Origin of the sequence: Chryseobacterium vietnamense, from assembly GCF_031454475.1 — a bacterium.
Taxonomy (GTDB): Bacteria; Bacteroidota; Bacteroidia; order Flavobacteriales; family Weeksellaceae; genus Chryseobacterium; species Chryseobacterium vietnamense.
The window spans coordinates 902,671-927,321 of the sequence record NZ_JAVDQX010000002.1 but is presented as its reverse complement, the minus strand read 5'-3'; the positions used below and the strand labels follow the sequence as shown (position 1 = coordinate 927,321).

General features: G+C 36.7%; 16 protein-coding genes and 2 tRNA genes. 8 read left to right on the top strand and 10 right to left on the bottom strand.

All coding sequences use genetic code 11. From position 1 onward, the window contains the following. Nucleotides 1–5 precede the first annotated feature (5 nt). Nucleotides 6–1,010, bottom strand: a complete 1,005-nt coding sequence (gene menC, locus J2786_RS13480) for an o-succinylbenzoate synthase (RefSeq protein WP_047434126.1) — start codon at nucleotides 1,008–1,010, stop codon at nucleotides 6–8. Next, a complete protein-coding gene (fbp, locus tag J2786_RS13475; RefSeq protein WP_047434129.1) occupies nucleotides 1,011–2,027 on the bottom strand; it encodes a class 1 fructose-bisphosphatase in 1,017 nt (338 codons plus the stop codon). A 324-nt stretch (nucleotides 2,028–2,351) separates the two neighbouring features. On the opposite strand from fbp, the gene J2786_RS13470 reads away from it, so the two are divergent. The 3 genes from J2786_RS13470 (at nucleotide 2,352) to J2786_RS13460 (ending at nucleotide 5,636) form a co-directional block, all read left to right on the top strand. Continuing rightward, entirely contained in the window at nucleotides 2,352–3,590 is a 1,239-nt protein-coding gene (locus J2786_RS13470) for an aspartate kinase (protein ID WP_047434132.1), read from the top strand. 22 nt (nucleotides 3,591–3,612) lie between these two features. Beyond that, a complete protein-coding gene (locus J2786_RS13465; protein WP_047434134.1) occupies nucleotides 3,613–5,454 on the top strand; it encodes a bifunctional lysophospholipid acyltransferase family protein/GNAT family N-acetyltransferase in 1,842 nt (613 codons plus the stop codon). 109 nt (nucleotides 5,455–5,563) lie between these two features. Beyond that, nucleotides 5,564–5,636 (top strand) — tRNA-Phe (locus tag J2786_RS13460). Nucleotides 5,637–5,867: 231 nt separating this feature from the next. Here J2786_RS13460 and tssD read toward each other — a convergent pair. Continuing rightward, nucleotides 5,868–6,272: a type VI secretion system tube protein TssD gene (gene tssD, locus J2786_RS13455; protein WP_047434135.1), complete on the bottom strand. Its 405-nt coding sequence runs from the start codon at nucleotides 6,270–6,272 to the stop codon at nucleotides 5,868–5,870. Nucleotides 6,273–6,813: 541 nt separating this feature from the next. Here tssD and J2786_RS13450 point away from each other — a divergent pair. Further along, nucleotides 6,814–6,886, top strand: a tRNA-Phe gene (locus tag J2786_RS13450). Between the two features lie 304 nt (nucleotides 6,887–7,190). On the opposite strand, the gene nagB is transcribed toward J2786_RS13450, so the two are convergent. The 6 genes from nagB to J2786_RS13420 all read right to left on the bottom strand — a co-directional run bounded on the left by nagB (nucleotide 7,191) and on the right by J2786_RS13420 (nucleotide 19,842). After that, entirely contained in the window at nucleotides 7,191–9,119 is a 1,929-nt protein-coding gene (nagB, locus tag J2786_RS13445; RefSeq protein WP_047434137.1) for a glucosamine-6-phosphate deaminase, read from the bottom strand. Nucleotides 9,120–10,045: 926 nt separating this feature from the next. Beyond that, nucleotides 10,046–10,807, bottom strand: coding sequence for a LytR/AlgR family response regulator transcription factor (locus tag J2786_RS13440; RefSeq protein WP_047434138.1), 762 nt, complete (start codon nucleotides 10,805–10,807; stop codon nucleotides 10,046–10,048). A 79-nt stretch (nucleotides 10,808–10,886) separates the two neighbouring features. Next, nucleotides 10,887–12,206 (bottom strand): RagB/SusD family nutrient uptake outer membrane protein, encoded by a 1,320-nt coding sequence (locus J2786_RS13435; RefSeq protein ID WP_047434140.1) that lies wholly within the window; start codon nucleotides 12,204–12,206, stop codon nucleotides 10,887–10,889. A 12-nt stretch (nucleotides 12,207–12,218) separates the two neighbouring features. Further along, entirely contained in the window at nucleotides 12,219–15,548 is a 3,330-nt protein-coding gene (locus J2786_RS13430; protein ID WP_047434142.1) for a SusC/RagA family TonB-linked outer membrane protein, read from the bottom strand. Between the two features lie 6 nt (nucleotides 15,549–15,554). After that, nucleotides 15,555–18,128, bottom strand: a complete 2,574-nt coding sequence (locus tag J2786_RS13425; protein WP_310025550.1) for a zinc-dependent metalloprotease — start codon at nucleotides 18,126–18,128, stop codon at nucleotides 15,555–15,557. A gap of 130 nt (nucleotides 18,129–18,258) precedes the next feature. Further along, nucleotides 18,259–19,842: a sensor histidine kinase gene (locus J2786_RS13420; protein WP_047434146.1), complete on the bottom strand. Its 1,584-nt coding sequence runs from the start codon at nucleotides 19,840–19,842 to the stop codon at nucleotides 18,259–18,261. Nucleotides 19,843–20,136: 294 nt separating this feature from the next. Between J2786_RS13420 and J2786_RS13415 the strand changes: the two genes are divergently transcribed. The 3 genes from J2786_RS13415 to J2786_RS13405 are packed head-to-tail and all read left to right on the top strand — an operon-like array spanning nucleotide 20,137 to nucleotide 22,170. After that, complete coding sequence (locus J2786_RS13415) at nucleotides 20,137–21,312, top strand: thioredoxin family protein (protein ID WP_047434147.1); 1,176 nt, start codon at nucleotides 20,137–20,139, stop codon at nucleotides 21,310–21,312. Nucleotides 21,313–21,326: 14 nt separating this feature from the next. Then, on the top strand, nucleotides 21,327–21,959 hold the full coding sequence (locus J2786_RS13410; RefSeq protein WP_047434149.1) for a DUF3575 domain-containing protein: 633 nt from the start codon (nucleotides 21,327–21,329) through the stop codon (nucleotides 21,957–21,959). 4 nt (nucleotides 21,960–21,963) lie between these two features. Beyond that, the gene (locus J2786_RS13405) at nucleotides 21,964–22,170 is read left to right on the top strand and encodes a hypothetical protein (RefSeq protein ID WP_047387374.1); all 207 of its coding nucleotides are present in this window, start codon (nucleotides 21,964–21,966) and stop codon (nucleotides 22,168–22,170) included. On the opposite strand, the gene J2786_RS13400 is transcribed toward J2786_RS13405, so the two are convergent. Beyond that, nucleotides 22,171–23,367, bottom strand: a complete 1,197-nt coding sequence (locus J2786_RS13400) for an exo-beta-N-acetylmuramidase NamZ family protein (RefSeq protein WP_047435865.1) — start codon at nucleotides 23,365–23,367, stop codon at nucleotides 22,171–22,173. It lies immediately after the preceding gene. A gap of 4 nt (nucleotides 23,368–23,371) precedes the next feature. Here J2786_RS13400 and J2786_RS13395 point away from each other — a divergent pair, with 4 nt between their 5' ends. Beyond that, nucleotides 23,372–24,601 (top strand): ABC transporter permease, encoded by a 1,230-nt coding sequence (locus tag J2786_RS13395; protein ID WP_047434151.1) that lies wholly within the window; start codon nucleotides 23,372–23,374, stop codon nucleotides 24,599–24,601. The last annotated feature ends 50 nt before the right edge of the window (nucleotides 24,602–24,651 follow it).

Here is a 24,651-nt window from a genome sequence, read left to right as displayed (position 1 = left end):
AACATTTACTTTTTGAACCAAAGCAGCTCATTTCTGAGCTCCAGATCGGATTCAAAATTATTTACAAATAAAGCTCCAGTGCCTAAACCTTGAGGCATTGGATTTTTTTTGGTAAAAGTATATTGAGCAATGGCATTCAAACCAATATTACTTTCTAAAGCAGATGTAATCCACCAGCCGATATTCTGGTTTTCAGCAAGAGAAATCCATTCATCTGAACCTGAAAAACCTCCTACCAATGCAGGCTTCAAAATAATATACTGAGGCTGTATTTTTTCTAAAAGCTGTTTCTTTTTCACTGGATCAATAATTCCGATCAGTTCTTCATCCAATGCAATCGGAGTAGGTGTTTTCGAACATAACTCAGCCATATCATCCCAATTTCCGGCCTTGATAGGCTGTTCAATAGAATGAATATGAAGATCTGCAAGCTGTTGTAAAACAAGTAACGCTTCTTCTTTACTGAATCCTCCGTTAGCATCCACACGAAGTTCGAGCTGATCTTTAGAAAACTTTTCTCTTAATTTCTGAAGAATAACATGCTCAGATTTCCAATCAACACCAATTTTTAATTTAATGCAGTGAAATCCTTTATCCAGTTTTTCCTGGATCTGTTCTTCCATATACGCAGCATCCCCCATCCATATCAGACCGTTGATGGTAATAGCGGATTTTTCCTCGGTAAATTCACTGGGAAAATAAAGGCTGTCTCCATATTTCAAATTCTGAATAGCCTGTTCATATCCAAACCAGATAGAAGGAAATTCTTTAAGTTCCTCCTTTAAAAAAACGCTGTCCTGATTGATATTTTTACAAAGCCATTGCAGTTTTTCTTCATAATCAGGTCTGTCATCAAAACTCAGTCCTCTGAAGATTGCACATTCCCCCACTCCTTTTCTTCCTTCTTCGGAAATTGTCAGAATAAAAGTCTCTTTATCAAGCAAAACGCCGCGAGATGTTCCACTCGGGCGTTTAAATTGTAATAAATATTGTAAATACGTTGCTTCCATTTATTTCACGCTGTCAATACGCATAAATTCTTCAGCTTTTTCTACCATCTCAATACTTCCGCAGAAGAAAGGTATTCTCTGGTGAAGTTCTGTAGGTTCTATTTCCAGAATTCTTCTGAATCCGTCTGTTGCTTTTGCTCCGGCTTGTTCAGCAAGGAATGCCATTGGATTACATTCGTATAATAATCTTAGTTTTCCATTTGGAGCCTGTGAATAAGAAGGATAGATATAGATTCCTCCTTTCAGCATGTTTCTATGGAAATCTGCTACTAACGAACCGATATATCTTGAAGTGTAAGGACGGTCACCTTCTTCCATCTGACAATATTTAAGATAATTTTTTACTCCCTGAGGAAATTTGATATAGTTTCCTTCATTAATGGAATAGATTTTACCTGTTTTTGGGAAAGTCATGTTAGGATGAGAAAGATAATATGTTCCTAAAGACGGGTCTAATGTGAATCCGTTTACTCCATTCCCTGTTGTGTAAACAATCATGGTAGACGAACCGTAAATAACATATCCTGCAGCAATCTGATTGATCCCTTTCTGTAAAAAGTCTTCAAGCTGTACAGGTGTTCCCGGCTCTGTAACTCTTCTGTAGATAGAGAAAATAGTTCCTACGGAAACATTAACATCAATATTAGAAGATCCGTCCAAAGGATCAATCAATACAACATATTTGCTTAAATGTCCGTTTTCACCACATTTAATATCAATAAAGTCATCATTTTCCTCAGAAGCAATACCACAAACAACCTCTCTCTGAGATAAAGCCGTAATAAAAATTTCATTAGCAATCACATCCAGTTTCTGCTGTTCTTCTCCCTGAATGTTCTGGTTTCCTGCAGCACCTGTAATATCTACAATTCCGGCTTTATTTACTTCTCTGTTTACCACTTTCGAAGCCAATCTTATTGCACTTAGAAGACGAGAAAATTCACCTGTAGAATACTGAAAATCGTCCTGTTTATCTATAAGAAATTCTCCTAAAGTCTGTAATGGTTGATTTGACATATTTTTCTTTTTACGTTTTGCCCAAATTTCGGAAAATTTATCGCATTAAGAAAATTTAATTAAAAAAGAGATTAAGCACTGTATGTCAACACAATACAAGTGAAAAACAATATAATTCCAGGTCTTTATTGAAAATTGTACTCCCGAATTTGTTGGCTCAGAGCCACAAAAAAATTAAATTATTTCATTATTTGTTGATTTTAAGGAAATCTTAATTCTATCTCCGCGCTAGGCTATTTCATATCTCGTTGTAAATTTATAATTTTGACGTCCGTAAAAAGCTCATGCAATTTTTTATCTAACAATTTTATTTTTAACAATTTAATGAAAATTTTCAAGTTTGGTGGAGCATCGGTAAAAGATGCAGACAGTGTAAAAAACGTGTCCATGGTTCTAAAAAGCCAGGGATTTGCCAAATGCTTGCTAGTCATTTCAGCAATGGGCAAAACGACCAATGAGTTGGAAAAAGTTGTAGAACTTTATTTCAAAAAGGATAACTATCAAACTGAAATTGAAAAGATAAAACGAAAACACATGGAGATTGCGGAAGGACTTTTTCCGGAAAATCATGCCGTTTTTGCTGAAATCGATCTCTTCTTTGATGACATTGATTCTTTCCTGAGAAGAAACAAATCTCCTAACTACAACTTCGTATACGATCAGGTGGTAAGCTGTGGAGAAATGATTTCTACTAAAATTGTGAGTGAGTATCTGAATGAAATTCAATTTACGAATCAATGGCTGGATGCCAGAGATTACGTAAAGACAGATAATTCTTACAGAGAAGGGACGGTAGACTGGACAAGAACGGAAGAATTTATTTCCAATCTTAATCCGGAAATCTGCTATGTAACGCAAGGATTCATTGGTTCTGACGACAATAATTTTACGGTAACATTAGGAAGAGAAGGTTCTGACTACTCTGCTGCTATTTTTGCTTACTGCTTAAATGCTGAAGCAATGACGATCTGGAAGGATGTACCTGGAGTAATGACAGGAGATCCCAGAAAGTTCAATGATGTAACTCTTCTTTCCAACATCTCTTATGAGGAAGCTATTGAAATGGCTTATTACGGAGCAAGTGTTATTCACCCGAAAACATTACAGCCCCTACAGCAAAAAAACATTCCTTTTTATGTAAAATCTTTCGTAGATCCTACCAAAGAAGGAACAAAAGTAGGTGCTTCTGACAAAAATCAACAGGAAGAATCTTATATTCTAAAAGAAAACCAGGATCTTTTGAAAATCTCTACCAGAGACTTCTCTTTTATTGCAGAAGATCATATGAGCCTGATTTTTGGATATTTATCCAAATACAAAATTAAAGTTTCCCTGATGCAGAATTCTGCAATCTCTCTGGCATTGTGTCTTGAGGATAAATTTAATCATATTGATGAGCTCAATGATGAGCTTCAAAAAATTTTTAAAACCGAAGCAATTAAAAATGTATCTTTATTCACAGTAAGAAATGCGAAGAAGGATCACATTGATAAATTTTACCATGAAAAAAATGTATTATTGGAACAAATCTCCAAGAATACTCTTCAAATGGTAACACAATAATATTAATTGCGACTAAACACACATGAGTTTAATTTCGAAAAACGATCTGATCAAAGCTTCCGGCTTAAGTAAACTTGGGTTCCTCAAGAACCCGGTAGCATCTGCTGTGATGAGCATTGCTAAAATAAACGAAGTAAATAAATTATACGATAAATTAAAAGACAAGGAAGGCAAAGATTTTTTCGACTCATTTGTGAGAGAAAGAAACCTAAGCTATGTAGCTTTTGAAGAGGATCTGGCAAAGATTCCGAAAACGGGGCCATTTATTCTGGTTTCGAACCACCCACTGGGTGCTATTGACGGGATTCTTATGTGCAAGATCTTATCTGAGGTTCGTCCGGATTTCAAGGTAATGGGAAATTTCCTTCTGGAAAAGATCAAACCTATGGAACCGTTTGTAATCGCTGTAAATCCTTTTGAAAATAGAAAAGAAGCTTACAGCAGTTCTTCGGGAATGCGTGAAACCCTCAAGCATTTGCAAAACGGAGGCTGTGTAGGTATTTTCCCGGCAGGAGAAGTTTCCAACAAAAACAATCCTTACGGAGAAATTTTAGATAAAGAATGGGAAAAAACGGCACTTAAGCTTATCAGAATGGCTAAAGTTCCTGTAGTTCCTATGTATTTCCATGCTAAGAACAGCAGACTTTTTTATCAGGTGGCTAAACTTCACCCGAATTTACAAACACTGATGCTTCCTGCTGAAATGATGAATGACAGGGAAAAACCTATCAGAATCAGAATCGGACGTCCTATTACCGTAAAGGCAATGGATGATATGGAAACAATTGAGGAATTGGGAGAGTTTCTGAAACGTAAGGTTTATATGATGAAATCTTATTATGAAAAAAGAAAATCTCTTGCCCAAAGTATCAATCTTCAGAATTTATCTGTCAAATTTCCTTTATTGAAGGAAGAAAATATTGTTCAGAACATTATTGACGAAACACCTCTGGAAGACATTATTAAGGATGTTGATAAACTGAGAGGAACTGATAAAATGCTTTTCAGTAACGGAAATTATGAGATCTACTTTACGACTTACGAGGAAATCCCATCTATTATGAGGGAAATCGGACGTCAGAGAGAGCTTACTTTCCGTGCTGTAGGGGAAGGAAGCAATCTTCCGTTTGACCTGGATGAGTATGACAAGCATTATCATCACCTGTTCCTTTGGGACAACGGTGAGAAAAAACTGGCCGGTGCTTACAGAATGGCACTGGGTAGAGAAGTCATGAAGAAATATGGCATCAAAGGCTTTTATACAAGCTCTTTATTTGAGTTTGAGCAGGACATTCACCCTTTCTTCAAAAAGGTGATTGAAATGGGGCGTGCATACATCTGCCAGGAATATCAGCAGAAGCCACTTCCGCTCTTCCTTTTATGGAGAGGGATTGTACACGTATGCCTGAGAAATCCTGACCATAAATTCCTGATGGGTGGTGTGAGTATCTCCAACAAATTCTCGGAATTCTCAAAATCACTGATGATTGAGTTCATGCGTTCTAATTATTTTGATTCTGCAGTAGCTCAATATATCACTCCAAGGAATGAATATAAAGTAAAGCTTCGTGACAGGGATAAAAACATTTTCTTTGAGGAAATGGAGTCTGATTTGAATAAGCTGGACAAGATTATTGATGATCTTGAACCTGAATTGAGGCTTCCTGTTCTGATCAAGAAATATATTAAGCAAAACGCTAAAGTAATTGCGTTTAATGTGGATCCTAACTTCAATGATGCAATTGACGGCTTGATGTATATCCGAATCAGTGATCTTCCGGAAAACACGATTAAACCGGTATTGGAAGAGATGAGCGAGCAGATCAGAAAAGAGCAGGAAAATAATCCGGCTGATAATCAGTAAGTTTTTAACTTTATTCAAAAAAAGTATGATGAATACTTGCTTTGTATATTAAAACTTACTACTTTTGCATCACTTTAAAACAACGAAGTAAGTTAAACAAAAATATAATGGTTTCTTAGCTCAGTTGGTAGAGCAATGGATTGAAAATCCATGTGTCCCTGGTTCGATTCCTGGAGAAACCACTTTAAAACCTCTAATTCATTTTAGAGGTTTTTTTGTTTTTATTCATTATGGTTCATGTTCAAATCTGAAATGAAAAGTCCATTTTTAGTGCTTGAACTGTTGAGTATAGTGATTAGATGTTTTTCAGCACTTTATTCGAATAAACAGTCGTTCTGTAAGGTTAAAGAAAGCAGAACAGTGTTCCTTGAATAGGTCTACTATTCTGCCTGATATTTAAATTCTGAATAAGCTTAAGAAGGCCATGCTCCGAAATAAGAAGAATTCCCCAGATCTATCTGTTCTGCACTTACCACAAAACTGATATACATACTGTTGTCATCTACAGCATCGAAATCTACCTCATGCTGGATTACATACCCGTTGTTCCACTTCAATGTTGTTAATGTTCCTTCTTCGTGAGATTTGTTGAAAGTGATCTCTCCTACTGTAGGCTTATATTTTCCGTTCAGTAAACTTTCCAGGATGTCTGATTTATCAGTAGCTTCCACTGTGATTTTGATAAGAGCATTGGAAGGATCGGATGCTACACGTCCTGAAACGTCTGTAGATCTTGATACGCTGTAATTAAGCTTTAACAGCTTTTGTCCTTCACCGTTGTTGAATTTTAAAATTCCTCTTGAATTTCTTTCTGCCATGATTGTAAATTTTAATGGTTAATATATTGTGATTGTTCGTTTTCTATATCACCAAATATAGATGTATTTGTAAAAAGCAAATAGAGTTTATTATTAAATTTAAAAAAATGTCGTAATAGTACGACTAACACTTGTTAGGCTTATTATCTGTTATAAATCAAGTGTTTGCTACTATTTACAACTGAAATCGGAGTATTTTTATTGTCTGTTTAACATGATGTAAAGAAGCAACAATAGGTTCTCAAAATAGCCCTATAGAAAAAATCATCTGGCTCATCCTCTGTAAGCACAATAGTTTCTAAGGAAAATTTTAAAAATCAGCACTGAAAATCTTTTAATAAGGTTCTAGAAAAATTATATTCTAAAAAACAGAAAAAAAATAAAACACACCAAAACACTGATGAACAATGAATTGAAGATATGACCCAGCTGTACCAGCACATTTATTCAAAAAAATTAACTGAAAAACTTGCGCGGTATTATAAAATGTTATACTTTTGCATCACTTTAAAACAACGAAGTAATAAACAAAAACATAAATGGTTTCTTAGCTCAGTTGGTAGAGCAATGGATTGAAAATCCATGTGTCCCTGGTTCGATTCCTGGAGAAACCACTTTAAAACCTCTAATTTATTTTAGAGGTTTTTTTGTGCTTATATGTTTTGGGATAATGCAAGTCAGGGGAAAAAATTATACAATCTCTTAATCCATCGAATGTGCATAGTCTACTTTTAAAACATATAGTTTTTCAAGCTTTCTCTACTGCCCCGAGACAAGCCTCGGGGGAGCTCTTTAGATCAAACTACTTCAACAATATCATTCTTAGCTTATTGCTGCTTTGAAGTTACGGCTGCAATACCGCCTTTCAATGGCTTCAGTTCTTCATCGCATACCCAATATTCGCTTAAGACATTATTTTTAGAATTTCCACCTTACAAAAGCTTCCATGGCAGCGTAAGTAGCAAGTCCCATTTTATGATAAGTCTCTGCTGTTTCTCTGTTTCTTTCTTCTGCTCTCTGCCAGAATTCTCTCATGTCTGTCCCCTGGAATATGACTCCATCTTTTTGAGACTGATGCTTGAAAATCCCATAGCGTTTCTCCAAAATCTGGTCCGGGCTTAGTGGTACTGCCATTTCTATTTCTTCTATAGACCACTCTTTCCATGCTCCTCTGTATAGCCATAACCAGCAATCTTTCATGTATTCCTCCGATTTCAGATTTTTAACGGATTCAAAAACGGCATCTAAACACACCTTGTGGGTTCCATGAGGATCTGCCAAATCACCAGCAGCATATATCTGATGTGGTTTTACCCTGTCTATTATATCGGTCACAATTTCTATATCTTCTGTACTCAAAGGTTTTTTCTCTATTCTGCCTGTCTCATAGAAGGGCATTTCCAAAAAATGGATCTGCCTGTCTGGTATTCCCACATAATTGCAGGTGGACCTTGCTTCTCCTTTTCTTATCAGACCCTTTATATGCCTTACTTCAGGAATGTCTATATCACTGTTTTTCTTATTTTGTAAAAATTTGATCGCTTTGTCAAAAATCTTTCGCGCTGCATTATTTTCTATGCCAAACATTTCATTGTAATCACACACAAAATTTGCGAACCTCAATGCTTCAGAATCTGCTACAGCTATATTACCGGACGTTTGATAAGCAACATGAACTTCATGCCCCTGTTGGTGCAGTCTTATGAACGTTCCCCCCATACTGATAATATCATCATCCGGATGCGGACTGAATATAAGAACTCTTTTCTTAGCCGGGGTTTTCCTTTCCGGTCTATTGGTATCATCTGCTCCTGGTTTACCGCCTGGCCACCCCGTTATGGTATGTTGTAATTTATTGAAAATCTGTATATTGATATCATAAGCTGGTCCTTTATCCGCCAGCAAATCGCTCATCCCGTTTTCTATATAATCCGAATCGGTAAGCATTAATATCGGTTTTTTGATTTTTTGAGCTAACCCTAAAACTGCTTTCCGGATCGATGCATCAGTCCATTCTATTTTTTCTACCAGCCATGGAGTATTAATTCGGGTAAGTTTATGAGCGGCTGACTGATCTAATACAAAAGTTGCGTTTTTGTGTTCCTGCAAATAGGAAGCCGGTACCAGATTGGTTACAGGACCTTCTACAGACTCTTTTATAATATTTGATTTAGATTCCCCCCACGCGAGCAGTATTACTCTTTTCGCTTCCATTATTTTCTTCACTCCCAATGTAATAGCAGTTCTGGGAGTATTTGACAGCCCTAAAAACTCATTGCTTGCCGCTACTCTTGTGATATGGTCTAATGCTACAAGACGGGTTTTGGAATTTTGTAAGGACCCTGATTCATTAAACCCGATATGACCATTGCCACCAATACCCAGAATCTGCAAATCTATCCCTCCTACGGCTTCTATTTTAAGTTCGTATTCTGTACAATAATCTGCTATTTCCTCCTTAGATAATGTTCCGTCAGGAATGTGATAATTTTCAGGAAGGATATCTACTTTATCAAACAATAATTCTTTCATAAACCGAACGTAGCTATGTACGGAATCCAGTTCCATAGGATAATATTCGTCAAGGTTGAAAGTAATGACGTTTTTGAAACTCAGGCCTTCTTCTCTGTGCATCCGTACCAATTCAGCGTATAAACTTTTAGGCGAGGAACCTGTAGCCAACCCTAAAATACAAGGTTGCTTTTGAGCTTGCTTTACACGTATAAGGTCTGAGATTTCTTTTGCTACGGATTTTGAAGCTGAAAGTGAATCCGTGAAAATAACTGTTTCTATCTTTTCAAATCTTTTTTCAAATCCTGTAGAGGAATCTATTGTGCTTTTTAACATATTAATTGGGTTTTGGGAATTACTACCATTAAATTTATATATAGAATTTGTATTTCTAAATTTTTAATTACTATTTTTTCAGTCATAAGAATAGTATTTTCACATTTCACTATTTCTCATATCCGGATTCTATTGTTTCTGGAGGTTTAAATTCTAATTGTTGAAACTTAGAAAAATGTATTATCTATCTGCTCTAATGTTTACGATACGATTGAAATTAAACTTATCTTCAAACTGTTATTATTCCCACAGATTCTCCGGATAAAGCTTTTTCATTCTTAATTCTGAAATACTTTTTTGTACAATTGTTTTATCTTCGGGATAGGTAACTCCGAAACACCTGTCGTTAGACTGCCTCCGTATCTGCTGCCCATTCCGGCTGCTAAAACTATTAATGCAGGATGGTGATTTGTAATTCAGAATGAAATCTTAATAACACAAAACTTATCTATTTCCAATAAAAAACAAAAAAAACAGATACTACAGACATACACTGCAAAAAAATAGTATTGACTTTCAATCACTTACAATCATAAATTTAAATCGCTACGATTACAATAATGAGTTTGCTTAAATTTTTAAGACCGGAAAAGCACAAGGTCTTTCGAAAAATAATAAATAGTTAGAAGGCTTAATTTAAGCTCAAGTGCATTTTGCAGCAGGTTAAAATAGAGAATAAGACACCAATAAAAATTTTACTAAAAATGTTATTTGTTCATTAATAAATGTATTATACATCATTAATATAACAAAACATAAAACACTGAATAGCAAAACATTAAAATTACACAAGCATAACGTAGGATGGGTGTAGTAGGATTTTTTCTTCTTTTTAATTAATAATTTTCACATCTGAGAACAAATAATCAGAAAAAGAGAGGATGATGAAAAAATGTATCAGATGTTTTCCGAATACAGAACAAAAATTATTTATTCAGCCAGCTTAAACATTCCGCAATCTGCATTTTGCTGATAAAAACTTCCGCATTCACTTCCGGTTCCGGAGAAAGTCTAAGTTCAACTTTCTGGCTGGAATGTTTGATAATTTCGGAAACTGCCTCTTTATTAATGATAAACTTTCGGTTTATTTTAAAGAAAATTTCAGGATTCAGCTTCTGAATAATATCTTTAATGGTATCGTCATAAATATAGGTCTGATGATCTTTTGTGGTCAGGAAAAGGTATTTCCCGGAGGCAAAAAAATAAGCAGTGTTATGTTCATCTATTGATTTAAGCTTATTGCCTTCTCTTACCATAAAACGTTTCATTACCTCATCGTTTGCCTGTCGTAATGTGGACATCGATTTAAGAACAGGCTCAGGATCAAAATTATTTCTTATGGAAATAAATTTTTGTAACGCTTTATGCAGATCTTCTTCTTCGAAGGGCTTCAGAAGATAATCAATGGTAAAATGCCTGAAGACTCTCATGGCATATTCATCAAATGCAGTTATGAAAATAATCGGAGTAAAAAGCTCAACCTGTTCAAAGATTTCCAGGCTCATTCCATCACCAAGATGAATGTCCATAAAGATAAGGTCTGCGGAATCTTTTTCAAAAAAGTCAATTGCCTGTTTTTTGGAACGAAGAATAACCGTCTCTGTAACAGGGACTATGCTCTGTGTATCTAAAAGATTTTTCAGATAATTTACAGCCAGCAGTTCATCTTCTATAATGGCAATTTTCATAACGGTGCAAAAGTACAAAAAAACCGCTGAAACAATTAAGTTCAAGCGGCTTCCTCTGTATTGAATTTGATATGAAGTTCTATAAATTAGGGTTATTCTTCTTCGCACTCATTGGATATTCAATGGTATATCGCGGATCATTCTGCTGAAGAATATACTCTTTGCCACTAATGGTATGGCTTATTTTTTTCTGATTTGCTCTTCTTAAGTCGAACCATCTTTGTCCTTCTAAAGCAAACTCCCGGAATCTTTCATCCAGAATAAAGGTCATAAATGTGGCAGAATCCATTGAAGATACTGTATTTTGTACAGAAGTGTATCCTTCCGGAGTATATCTGTTTTTTAATACTTTCAGAAGTGTTTCTTTAGCTTCTGCCAGTTTATTCAACTTTAACAATGCTTCAGATTTTATAAAGTACTGCTCTGCTGTTCTGAAAGACACTTTGAACTCTAAACTTCCTCCTTTAATGACTTTATACTTACTACCATTTTTTTCAAAATACATGCCAAACCTTTTATCTGCGGTATTATTGTAAGAAGAAATAAGTTCCGGAGATACAAAAGATAAGTTTTTTATAGAATTATCCCATGTATTATCCAAAGCCATAATAGATTCCGGGGAAGCATAATGGTTAGGTGGGGTATTGACAGTGTTCAGATTGCTCAGATCACTTTTTACCGCCAGCACCTGATCTGCATAGTTCACAGCTTTGTTCCAGTCTCCTTCATAAAGTGCTGCTCTAGCTTCAAAAGCCAGCAATGCTGTTTTTGAGAACCTGTAATTAAGGCCTAATGCCTGCTTCTGCCCTACCATCAGATCTTCCGCCTTTTTAAGATCTGCATGAACCTGATTGTATACTTCCTGTACAGAAGATGGTTTCAATACCTGCTCAAGATCAATTTCAAGATTGATTGGAACTCCTCTGTCTGTAGAAGCTGTAGCACTGTTGTAGGGCTTTCCGTATAGATTTACCATATCAAAATACAAATAGGCACGAAGAGCATAGGCTTCTGCTAAAATCTGATTTTTCTCCGGTGAATCCTGCATGGTTTTGCTTCCTTCGATGATAATCTGGTTCAGATAGAAATTCACGGAATAAAAGCTTACCCATGGAAATTCCGTAGAAGCCTGATCATTATTGGAATCTTTCCACATGGCCATTTCACGGTAGGAAATAAAATCTGCGGCATTGTCATCAATATTCACCTCATCGGTACGAAGGGCTACCAGAGATTTATGAACTGGGTATTTTGAATAGGCAGAAGTAAGTACTTTTCTGTAGTCTTCAACTGTGGTAGGAATAACTTTTCCTTCAGGCTGAATATCCAGAAATCTGTCACATCCGATATTGATAAAGCTGATTGCTGCAAGAGCTATAATTGCTGTAATTTTTCTCATTTTTCTCAAGTTTTAAAAAGAAACATTAAATCCTACGGTCACCGACTTAGTGATAGGCTGTGCATAAATATTACCATACGTTTCCGGATCGAAATATCCTTTATATCCGTTGCTGAATACAAACAGGTTACGCCCTTCAACGCTCAGTCTCAGACTCGAAATCCCCATAGGGTTTGTAAATTCTTTAGGAAGTGTATATCCTAAACGGATGCTGCTGATTCTGATATAGCTGATCTCTTTTGCCCATACATCCAGTAAACTGTATGCATTGGAACGGTTTCCGGTAAACCATTTATTAGCCATCCATCCATCCGGATTAGCATCCATATCAGGACTTGTAATTCCCGGAAGTGAGCCTCCTGCTTCGTAGATATCTCTTGTATAGTTTCTTCCTCTGTCCAGCTCCATACCTCTGTAAGAAGGCGTTCTCATCACCGTCTGCTTCAGGTTGAATGTTGCAGAGATGGTAAGATCAAAATTACTTACCTTAAAGGTATTGATAATTCCTCCGGTAAATTTCGGATCTCTGTCTCCCACATAGGTAAACAGGCTTCTCAACTCAGCGTTTGAAAGTTTGGTATCTACAAGCTGTCCCGGTAAGAAATCTGCATATACATCATATAACTTAAAGAATTCTGCTGCTGAAATCTTCTGATCTCCTTTCCAGAATAATGGATTTCCTTGTTCGTCCATTCCTGCGGTTTTCAACGCAAAAACAGCATTTACAGGCAGTCCTTCTCTTGATGGAAGCAATGCATTATCACGTGGCTGCTCGCTTAATACTCTACTCTTGTTGTGAGCAAAGTTGATGGTAGTTGTCCACTTAAAATTATCATGATTGATGTTTCTGGTAGATATTGCCAGTTCAAAACCTTTGTTGGTCAAGCTTCCCCAGTTCATCATTGTATATTCGAATCCTGTTTCAAGAGGGGTTTCTTTCATACTGATCATATCCGTTCCTTTTCTGCTGTAAACATCAGCAGTAAGGCTTACACGGTTGTTGAACAATCCTAAATCAAGCCCCAGGTTGGTATTGGTTGTTTTTTCCCATCTCAGTTTATCGTTCGGAGGGCTGATCACATTGATGATCGGTTCTTTTCCACCCGGAAGAATGGTTGCATCGTTATATTCACCGATAAAGAAAGGTGAAGTGTTTCTGTCGATATTTCCCTGAAGACCGTAAGATGCTCTCAGTCTAAGGTTCGATATGGCAGAAATATTTTTCATAAAATCTTCCTTCGTTACCAGCCATGATCCTGAAACTGCCCAGATGGGAAGATATTTATACTTTTTATTTACCCCGAAAAGGTTAGTTCCATCATATCTTACACTTCCGAAGAAGGTATATTTCTGATCGTAGGTATATGATGCTGTTGCAAACATGGAAGCGTAAGCATTCTCTATAGGAGCTGCTTCACGGTAGGTTTCATATCTTTTGTCAGCTGCAAAACCTGAATTCGGGAAAACAATTGCAGTCGCTCTTCTGGTCTTCGGATCATATCCGAAAGCTCTTGTAATCGTTGTGTTATCCTCTGTTTTACGGATTTCCGTACCTGCCATCAAATCAATTTCATGCTTATTGATCTTTGTGCTGTACGCCGCCTGCAATTTCCAGTTGTACTGGAAGAAATCATTATCCCAGTTTTGTTTTACCGCACCAGCCGGCAGAAAGTAATTGTATTTACCGTCTTTGTAATAGCGGGTATTTTCTTTCATTTTTCTGGTGAAATAGGTATTCTCTGCTGCAAACTTCTCTGTTTTGTTTGCATCATACTGAATTCCTAACTGAGAGGTAAATCTTAAACTTTTTGAAGCTTTATATTCTAAATCTAAAATTGCCTTCAAAGAGTTGTTTTTCAGCGAATAGTTGGTATTTTCCCTTTCTTCGAGGAAGTTGAAAGGAATATAACGGTCTTCAAAACCATCCATATCTCTATCATAATTGTAGCTTCCATCTGCATTGAAAGGCTTCATGTAAGGATTAGCATTTCTTGAATAATTCACAGGGTTGATTGAGGCATCAGCATCCGTTACAAAAGATTCTCGCTCACTTTGCGTTCCAAAAATAGAGATTCCTGCATTTAACTTATCGCTTAATTTATAATTGTTTTTTAAAGTCAGGTTATACCGTTTAAAACCCGTTCCGATAGTTGTTCCTTCTTCATCATAGTATCCCAGAGAGAAATAGTAGTCTGCACGGTCACTTCCTCCGGAAACACTTAATCCGTATTGTTTGTTGATGGCATTTCTGTACAACAGTTTACCCCAGTCTGTATTGTTATTTCTTAAACCGTTAATTTGCTGGCGTGTAAATGAATTCAACGCATCAAAACCTCCGTTTCTGAAAACATCAAGCTGGTTATTCTGAGTCAGTATTCTCATTACTTCTCCTTTATCTGCGCGGTAAGTAAGATCTGCCCGCTTAGCAAGCATAAGTTCCAGGTCTACTTTTTCAGAGGCATTTAAAAGATTCAGTTTATCAAAATCAGGGCGTGATGTAACAAAAGTATCTGCTGAAAAGTTCAGTTTCAGACTTCCTTTTTTCCCTTTTTTGGTAGTAATGGAGATCACTCCGTTTGCTGCTCTTGCTCCATAAATAGCTGTTGCTGCGGCATCTTTAAGGATGGTAATATCTTCAATATCGTTAGGGTTCAATCCTGCGATAGAGAAGTTCTGAAGTTGGTCAATATTATCTTTATCCGTAAAGTTCGGAACATCATTTCCTTCTAATGGCAAACCGTCAATTACCCATAGCGGATCCTGCGGCCCGGAAAGGGAAGCTGTACCTCTGATTCTGATCTTCGCCGGACTACCAGGAGCACCGGTCTCAGGAGTTACTGCCACACCGGCAATCTGTCCTGCCAGCATCTGGTCTACACTGGCAACACCAGCCTGGCTGATGTTGTCCATTTTTACTGTAGAAACCGCTGAGGTCTGCTTACGTTTTTCAATCTTCTGATATCCGGTGATGATGACTTCCTGGATTTTATTTTTTTCTGAAACTTCAGAAGTCAGTCTGATGGTATAATTGGTCTGTCCTTCATTCAGCTGAATGACTCTGGATTCATACCCAGGATAACTGACCAATACTGTTTTTGTATCTTCAGGAATTTCCAGGATAAATTTTCCGTCTTTATCGGTTACTGTACCTACTGATACACTTTCGATAATTCCAGTTAATTCTGTTTTTGTAGACACCGACTGGGTCTCGATTTTTATAGATGCACCGCTGATAATGTTAGAAGTATTGGCATCTTCTATTTTCCCGGTGATGGTTTTCTTTTGCTGGGCCATTGCTATATTAGCAGCCAAAAGAGGTAAAAGTATTAGAGTTTTTTTCATTGCCGTTTATTTGTTTAAAGCCTCCTGAATACGAATGATTAAATCTGTGTAATGTGCTCTCGAAGCATCATCACCTCTGTACCTGGTTCTGTTCAGTAAGTCCAGAACTTTCTGAAGTTCCGCTCTCTTGTAAGTCGTCACTTCAGATACTCTTTTCATGGATGAATAATTGATATTCCTCAAGCCGTGATCATCTTCATGGAAATTACAGATGGTTGGGATATTCAGTGTATCATCTACTTTCAATCCTTTCACTGCCGTTTTTTCAAACAACTTGTTCACCGAAACAATAAGAGCATCCACATAATTTTTCTGAGTCATTTTTTCAAGCATCGTAAGGCTTCCTTTTTTACTGAAAATGGCTGTTCTTACCTGATCAAATAAGTTCTCAACCGTATAGATTTCTTCTTTTGATCCTGAAACCTGATGCTTCAGCTCGTTTTCAAGCAACCTCAACAATCTGTCATCCATAAACAAAGAATAGATATTGGCATACTGCATTCCTCTTGCCATGGTATACGGCGTCTGCTCGAATGGTCCCATTGGTGAATCTTTTACCGGATACGTTTTTTCTGTAATCGGATTAAAGAATAACCACTCCGGAAGGTTGATAGCATTTTTAACAAGGTAATCAACGGCTCTTCTCTGAATTTCTGCAGGAACAGCTTCATAGGCTTTCTTCTTATTTCCAAAAACAGTATTATTCAGATAGATTCCTCCTACATTTGCCATTACGTGACCTGTATACAGATCCCACTGCCCGATCACTCCCAGATATAATTTTCCGGCATCTGTGTATTCTTTACCGTCTTCATACGTCCATTTCAAAAGATTGTTAATCACCACTTTAAGGTTTTTTATTCCATATTCGCTGGCTTTCATCGCATCATCACCTAAATCTTCAGACTGCGAACGCGGATCAATAGTTTCCAGGTAGCTCTGCTGCTCACCGTAGAAATACATCGGGTCGTCCTCGTGTTTTTCAATTAAGTTTTTCAGCGCTTTTTTCTCGACAAATTCATCCGGATACCAACGGTACCCCCAGTCTATCGCATATTTATCGTAAATACCGATTTTCGGGGTGATTGCTGTTACTCCGTCTTCCGGCTGAGCGACATAATTGTAACGGGCATAATCCATGATGGAAGGTGCCGTTCCCCCCATTTTGTCCGTAAATTCTTTGGAACGAAGCGACTCTACCGGGAAGGCAAAGGATGCCCCCATATTGTGCTTCAATCCGAAAGTGTGTCCCACTTCATGAGATGAAACAAAGCGGATGGCTTCACCCATATGTTCATCACTGAATTTATTTCCTCTTGCTTTAGGATCAATAGGCCCTGTCTGAATTCTCATCCAGTCATGAAGAGAAGTCATTACATTGTGCCACCAGATAATATCCGCTTCAATGATTTCTCCACTTCTCGGGTCTACTACTGATGGTCCCATTGCATTTGACTTTGGCGAAGCGGCGTAAGTAATTACAGAATATCTTACATCATCAATATCAAAATCTTCATCTTTTTCATCCGGCATTTTCGCAATCACTGCATTTTTGAATCCTGCCTGCTCAAACGCCGCCTGCCAGTCATGTACTCCGGCAATGATTTTCTCACGCCATTGTTTTGGTGTTGCCGGGTCGATATAATAAACAATCGGTTTCTTAGGTTCTACCAGCTCACCTCTTAAGTATTTTTCTTTATCTTCATCTTTAGGTTCAAGATTCCATTTGGTAATGAAGAATTTTTCATCCATTTTCTGCTGATTGTCATTAAACGACCAGTGTTTTTCGGAGAAAAATCCTACTCTTGAATCCGCTACTCTCGGTTTCATCGGTATTTCAGAAAGAAGAACCAGATTGGTAGTCACTCCTAATGTTACCGGAAGATCTACTCCACCTTCATTGACAGAGGTAGACAATTGTGACTTCACCACAAGGTTCTTAGGAAATGTTTTCACTCCTTCTATATAAGAAAGGCTTGATTTCACAGATCCTCCTAATCCTACATTGGCCAACACATCATTAAAGCTCTTCTGATTTCCGTCAAAAACTTTGTTCACTTTAATAGCCACCGCTGTAGAGTCGTTATTTTGTGCCTCAATATCAAAAACTTCAATCACAGATTCTGAGAAGTTATCTTTCACAGATTTTGTAATGGCATCATTTTTTGGGGATGACACTTTAGGAACCACAGTTTTTACCCAGACCTTTTTAGCTACAGGATCGCGGTGAAAAGAGATGACCTTATTTTCATAATTCATTCCTTTGTTTAAACCCGCTTCATTTACCTGCATGGGTACCTGCGAAAGTTTGTTAACTACCAAATACTGACGTCCCATTAAACTGTCAGGAATTTCAAAATAAATATCCGTTTTTACCTGAATGGTATTAAAAAGTCCCTTTTTATAGGTCCCTTTTTTAATCAGGTCTTCAATTTTTTTTGTTTTTTTTGATGAGGATGTTTCTGTCTTATCCGTTTTTTCTTTATTGACCTTTACCGTATCCTTATCTTTTTTCTGAGCTACTGCCATTGGTGAGGCCATAGCGAGACCGAGATACAGCGCAAGTCTGTAATTCTTCATTAAAATAGTCCGATTCATTCCAAATAGTAAATATCTTAGTTTCAGCAAGCAAAGCTATAGGTATCGTGAATCATATATATAATATTAGGGAGTGAATGGTGATATTTTGGGAGTGAATGGATTTTTATTTTTACTCCATTAAAGGCAAAAAACATACGAAATATTCACCATCTACAGAAATATGAAGAAGATTATTCTTAAAATATCCATAAACCTGATTCAAATAATCAATCCCGAACTTCTCTCCCTGCACCGGTTCAGTTTTAGGCTGCCAGGTATTCTTTACCGTGACCCCATCCTCATCAACAATAATGATAATTTCCAGAGGTTGGTCTATCGTTGCAATATTGTGTTTGGTAGCATTTTCCGTGACAATCTGAAGGGATAAATACGGTATTCTTTTTTCAAGACTTTCCGGAGCATTAACAATCAGTTCAAACTTCATTTCTTCATCAAACCTGCTTTTCAGCAGTTCCATATATTGCTGAATAAACTTGATTTCCTGCGAAACCGGAACAATATTATCTTTCGGAGGCACGATAAGATACCTGTATATCTTAGAGAGGTTCATGGTAAACTTCTGTGCGTTTTCCTTGTTAATCCCGATCAGCATGTAAAGGGAGTTCAATGAATTGAAAAGAAAGTGCGGATTGATATTATTTTTAAGCTGCTGAAGCTGATTGATCACTTCTGCCTTGTGCATTTTTTCGTTTTCTATCAGCAATAAATTCTTCTCAGACTGTATTTTCTCTTTCTCCTGATAAGCCAGATTGGTTGCTCTCTGGAATAATATAAAAACCGTTACGATGAGAAAAAGTGCGGCCAGGAAAATATAAACGGTATAAGCTTTTATCTTGCTGAGATTTTCATCAATAATAAAGTTTACATGATTCACCACTGTGTAACCATCAAAATTATCGGTCTTTAAAGGTTTTATGAATCGGGTTACCTCAACTCCAAGATACTCTGAAACGGCTGTTCCTTTAGTATATCCAGTTTCAGTTTTGCTGGTTAACGTGTCATTAGCTTTAATATCGGTGAAATCAAAAATATTCTTTCCTATATATTTTTTCTCAGGATGAGTGATACAGATTCCTTCTTTAGTAAAGACATAAGCGTAGGTATTGGAGCTTTTATCAACATTGATAAAATATTGATGAAGATCATCCAGACTTACCGTAGACCCATAGTACAATTTGTTTTTATCGGGTAATACCAAAGAATCATAGCTTATCCAGTACATGCTGTCTTTTTTAGTAAGCAAAAGGTCTTTGAAATGTCCCGGTCCATTATTTTTCAGAACAAGAGAGTTCTCATTATTTTGGGTATTGTTGAAAATAGCGGATAAAGGATTATTACTATCTGTTTTTCCTGAAACGGTATTTTCATAATAATACCAGCTATAAGGCAACAGGTTTCTTTTCTTGTTTAACTCATTGAGAACCGAAGAATAATCCTTGTAATTCTTCAGGCCGTCTTTCTGAATCAGGGCACGAAGCAGGTACTGATAATCCTCAATATTCCTGAACTCATGTTCTATGGATTCATACTTTCGGAAAAAGGTCTTTTTTGCAAAATCATCGGTATTTTTACGGCTGTCTTCTGTGATCAAAAGACTCAAAACAGCAAATGCTGCCACTGCGATAAGGCAGGCAGATAAAGCGGTAATGTAAATGGATTTTTTGGATAAAGCGTGCTTAAAATTAATAATCAAATTCTCAAAATTGTAGGTTCCTCAACATATAAATTATTCGTTTGCAAAGATATAACAAAGATTTCAGGACTATAGAGTGAATTAAATTTTGATTTCAATTTTTTAAAAACAGATACAGCATATTGAAAATAAACCACTAGTAAAAGCATTTGAGCCCTTTCATATTTTAAATTAAAAAACGAAAATCCGGATACGCTTAAGTCTTAAAGTTCGTTAATATCGTCATTCAGACTACCGATTCAGTACGCTATATTTTGAAAATTAATTATCTTCGCCTACAAATCTTATTTGAAAATGAAGAAGATCATCTCCGGGATATCTATTTTTTGTGCCATCGCGATTTCTGCTCAGGAAGCCATCCAGTTTCAGGAGCTGCCATTCAAGGATATTATTGCAAAAGCCAAAAAAGAAAAGAAATTGGTTTTTATTGATGCCTATGCATCCTGGTGTGGTCCATGCAAAATGATGGAAAAAAATGTTTTCACTCAGAAAGCGGTAAGTGATTATTACAATACCAACTTCATTAATGCAAGATTTGATATGGAAAAAGGAGAAGGAAGAGACATCGCTTCGAAATTCGGAGTACGTTCCTATCCTACTTATCTTTTCCTGAACGGTGAAGGAGAACTGGTTTCCCGAAATACCGGATATTTGGAAGAAAGCCTGTTTGTGGCAATGGCTCAGGACATCAATTCACCCGGAAATAAAAAAGGATCTCTTAAAGACCGCTTTGCCGGTGGTGAAAAAGACCCGGAATTCCTGATTAACATCATGAAGCTTAATGCCAATTCAGATTATGAATTTGCCAAAAAAGCCTCAGAAAGATACTTCCAGAACAAAAAGAAAACCGAAGAACTGACAAAAGATGAAATCGGATTTCTTCTTTACTTCGTAAAATCATCGGAAGATATCAACTATCCTGTTTTTGCATCCAGAAAAGCAGAGATTATTAAATTCCTTCCTGAAGAAACTTACAATGAATTTGATGCCCAGCTGAAATTGGGGAAAATAGTAGAACAGTCTATTGATGATAAAAATAAAAAAATCAATGACGATCACTTCATGAAAGCGGCTGAACCGTTGGTAGGAAAAGAAGCGGCTGTTAAAAAGCTGAATCAGACTAAGCTCAGTTATTATGAACAGAACAGTAATTTTCCTGAATACGAAAAAGCAGCTTTAGACTATTATAAAAATTCTGATGCTTTTGATCCGAATGAACTCCTGAGAGCTGCATGGATATTTGCAGATCATGTGAAAACCCCATCTTCATTAAAGAAGGCTACGGAATGGGCAGAAAAATCTGTCATGAGAAGCGAAACTTCAGAAAACACATATATTCTTGCCAAACTTTATCATCTTACAGGAAATAAGGAAATGGCAAAAAACTATGCTGAAATGGCAAGAAATATGGCCGTTCAGGGTAATAAGGATTCTCAACTGGCAGATGAACTATTAAAGCAAATAAAATAAACATTATAAACCGGATGAATTATAAATTATTAGCAGCAGGCATTTTAGCTTTCCTGTCCACAACTATGTTGAGCGCTCAGGAACAGGAACAAGGAGGACAGGATAAAAGTTTATACATAAAAGGGAACGCTTTATTTGCTCCGATAGGAATTTTAAACTTAGGAATAGAAAAACAGATTAGTCCGAAATACACCCTTCAGGGAGATGTTTTCATTTCACCATGGAAATCTTTCGCAGGACATGAATTACAGTTTTATTCTGTATCCGCAGAAGGAAGATACTATTTTAATGAAGCTTTCAAACACTGGTATATAGGAGCCAACATTAGTTTTGCGGCCTACAATGCTTCAAAATGGAATTACTGGAATGATAATAGTTTTGAAAACTGGAATGGGGAAATCCTTACCAACTCCAATCTGTATCAAAGAGGGTTTTCTTTTATGCTGGGGGTAACAGCAGGGTATCAGTTCCAGCTATCCGAACGATGGAATCTTGATCTGTATGCTACTGTAGGTACATCACAGGGGTTTTACAAAGGATACGACCGTACTACCGGAAGACGCTATGATTCTGCAAAAGAGTTTAACAAAAGCGGCGAAATCATTCCGTACAGAGGAGGAATAATGATCTCTTACAAGCTAAAATAAGACAATGAAATTATTTGGAAAAAATCATATCATCATTTTAGTGATCACTTTTGTGATCCTTTTTTTAATGAATTATATCGGGAATGATCTGCCTGATAAATTACAAAGAGCGTTAATGACTGCTTTTGCAGGTGTTGTCGGCTTGACAATCGGACTTTTTATATTAAATAAGGGCAGAAATGATAAAAATCCGCCCCAGAATTTTGATTAATTAATCTTTATACACCACATATCTGGTTCTGATCTTTTCGAAATTTTCCAGATCTTTTTTCCATGAAGCTTTAATTTCCGGAATTGATTTTCCTGCGATGATCTGTTTTCTCAATTCATCAGTTCCGGATAAGGTATCAAACCACAGATTTTTCAGGAAGAAATCCTGCTGAGGGTTTTTATAATTCCGATAGGCTTTGATTACCCATTCAAGATTCAATTCTCTTAAATCTTTAGGGTAATTGGAAAGATTTTCACCATAACATAATTTTCCATTCAGGAAGGGATCTTTAGCTCCGTAGCTTGGTTTTGGTGTAAACTGATAAGGAAGGTTTTCCGTCCATGGAGAACCATAAATCTGAAAAGGAAGGTCTGTTCCTCTTCCCACGGAAACCTGAGTACCTTCAAAGAAGCAAAGGCTCGGATATAAATTAATGGCTTTATCATTGGGTAAATTAGGAGAAGGTTTATCAAGCATCGGATAACGCTGCTTTTTATGATAATTCTTCATCGGAACAAGCGTATATTGAGCCTGAACACCATTTTTTAACCATTTTTCACCGTTAACCATTTTTCCATACTCTCCTATCGTAAGCCCGTAAACAACGGGAACTTCATGCATTCCTACAAAACTTGCCCACTTTTTTCTCAATACAGGGCCGTCTGTGTATCCGTCATGAGGATTGGGACGATCCAATACCATGATTTCCACATTGTTTTCAGCCCCTGCTTCCATCAGATAAGACAAAGTGGATATATAAGTATAAAACCTAACGCCCACATCCTGAATATCAAAAACAACGATATCAATTCCGGAAAGCTGTTCCGGTTTTGGCTTTTTATTATTGCCATATAGAGAAACAATGGGAATACCTGTCTTTACATCTACTCCGTTTTTCACTTTTGCACCCGCATCAGCATCCCCTCTGAAACCATGTTCGGGAGCAAAAATGGACTTGATTTTAATCCCGTTTTTTACCAGAAAATCAACAAGGTGGGTTTTATCACTCATTAAACCTGTCTGATTGGTTACCACGCCTATTGTTTTATTTTTTAACAGCGGCAGGTAGATTTCAGGCTGATCGGCACCCGTTTTAAAATCCGGTTGAACTTGAGTCTGAGAATAATATTGATTGAATACTCCTAAAAAAATTAGGCAAATCAGAAGTAAATTTTTAATTTTGAAATCTAAATTCATAAGCTTGAAATTTCCTTTATATTTCTCTAGAAAAATAGCATTTTCCAAAGATAACAAAAATAACCTTTCAAGGGTTATCATCTTCATTGGCAGGCTTTCCGTAGCATTGGGAATTATCGTTTCCCTGATTACCGTAGCCACCGGTTTTGGTTCAAAAAAAGCTATCAAAGAAAGGCTGGCCGATTTCAGCGGACATATTACAGTAAGATCCACGCGGTCCAATTCTTCGTACAATACTTCTGTACTGGATAATCAGGGACTGAATATTGCCAAAATAAAAGAGCTTCCCGATGTGGAAAGCACTCAAAAATATGTGACGGTCACCGGAATTATGCGTAATGAGCATAATTTTGCAGGCATTATATTTAAAGGAATAGGAAAAGATTTTGACAGTTTAAGATTCAAAAAATTCCTTATTGCCGGAACAACTCCAAAGGTAACAGAAAAGGGATTCAATAGTGATGTAGCCATTTCGCAGAAAGTAGCCAATGACCTTCATCTTAAATTGAACGACAGCATTGTAACCGTATTTTTAAAAGCTGATCAGAAACCGCTTTACCGTAAATTCAGAGTTATTGGAATTTACAGAACCGATATCAAGCTCATTGACGAGCAATTTGTTATTGGCGGAATCAATCATGCCAGAAAAATTCAGGATATGAAACCTGATGAAATTGGCGGAATCGATATTTTCCTGAAGAACGTGAATGATATCGACAAGGATTTTCCTGGTATTGAAAAACTGATCGGGTATAAAAACTATGCTGAAAAAGCGACAGAAAAATTCCCGCAGATTACAGACTGGATCAGTATTTTTGATACCAATATTGCTTTAATCATCATCATCATGCTGATTGTAGTGGTTATCAATATCATTATGGTTCTTCTGATCCTTATTATTGAACGAACCAATTCTATCGGTCTTCTTAAAACATTAGGCGCAAGCAATTCACAGATAAGAGCCACTTTCATCAATTATACCCTGATTATTATGATTCCGGGACTTTTGTATGGAAACGCTATCGGACTGGGATTGATTTTAATCCAGAAATTCTTTGGAATCATCAAGCTTAATCCTGAAAATTACTACGTAAGCACTGTTCCGGTTGATCTTAATCCGATTGCCATTATCTCCATATCAGTAGGAATTCTTATTATCTCAGGACTGGCGCTGATTATTCCAAGCTACCTGATCAGTAAGATTTCTCCGGTGAAGGCGATTAAGTACAACTAACATGATAATTGATAATTGATAATTGATAATTGATAATTGATAATTGATAA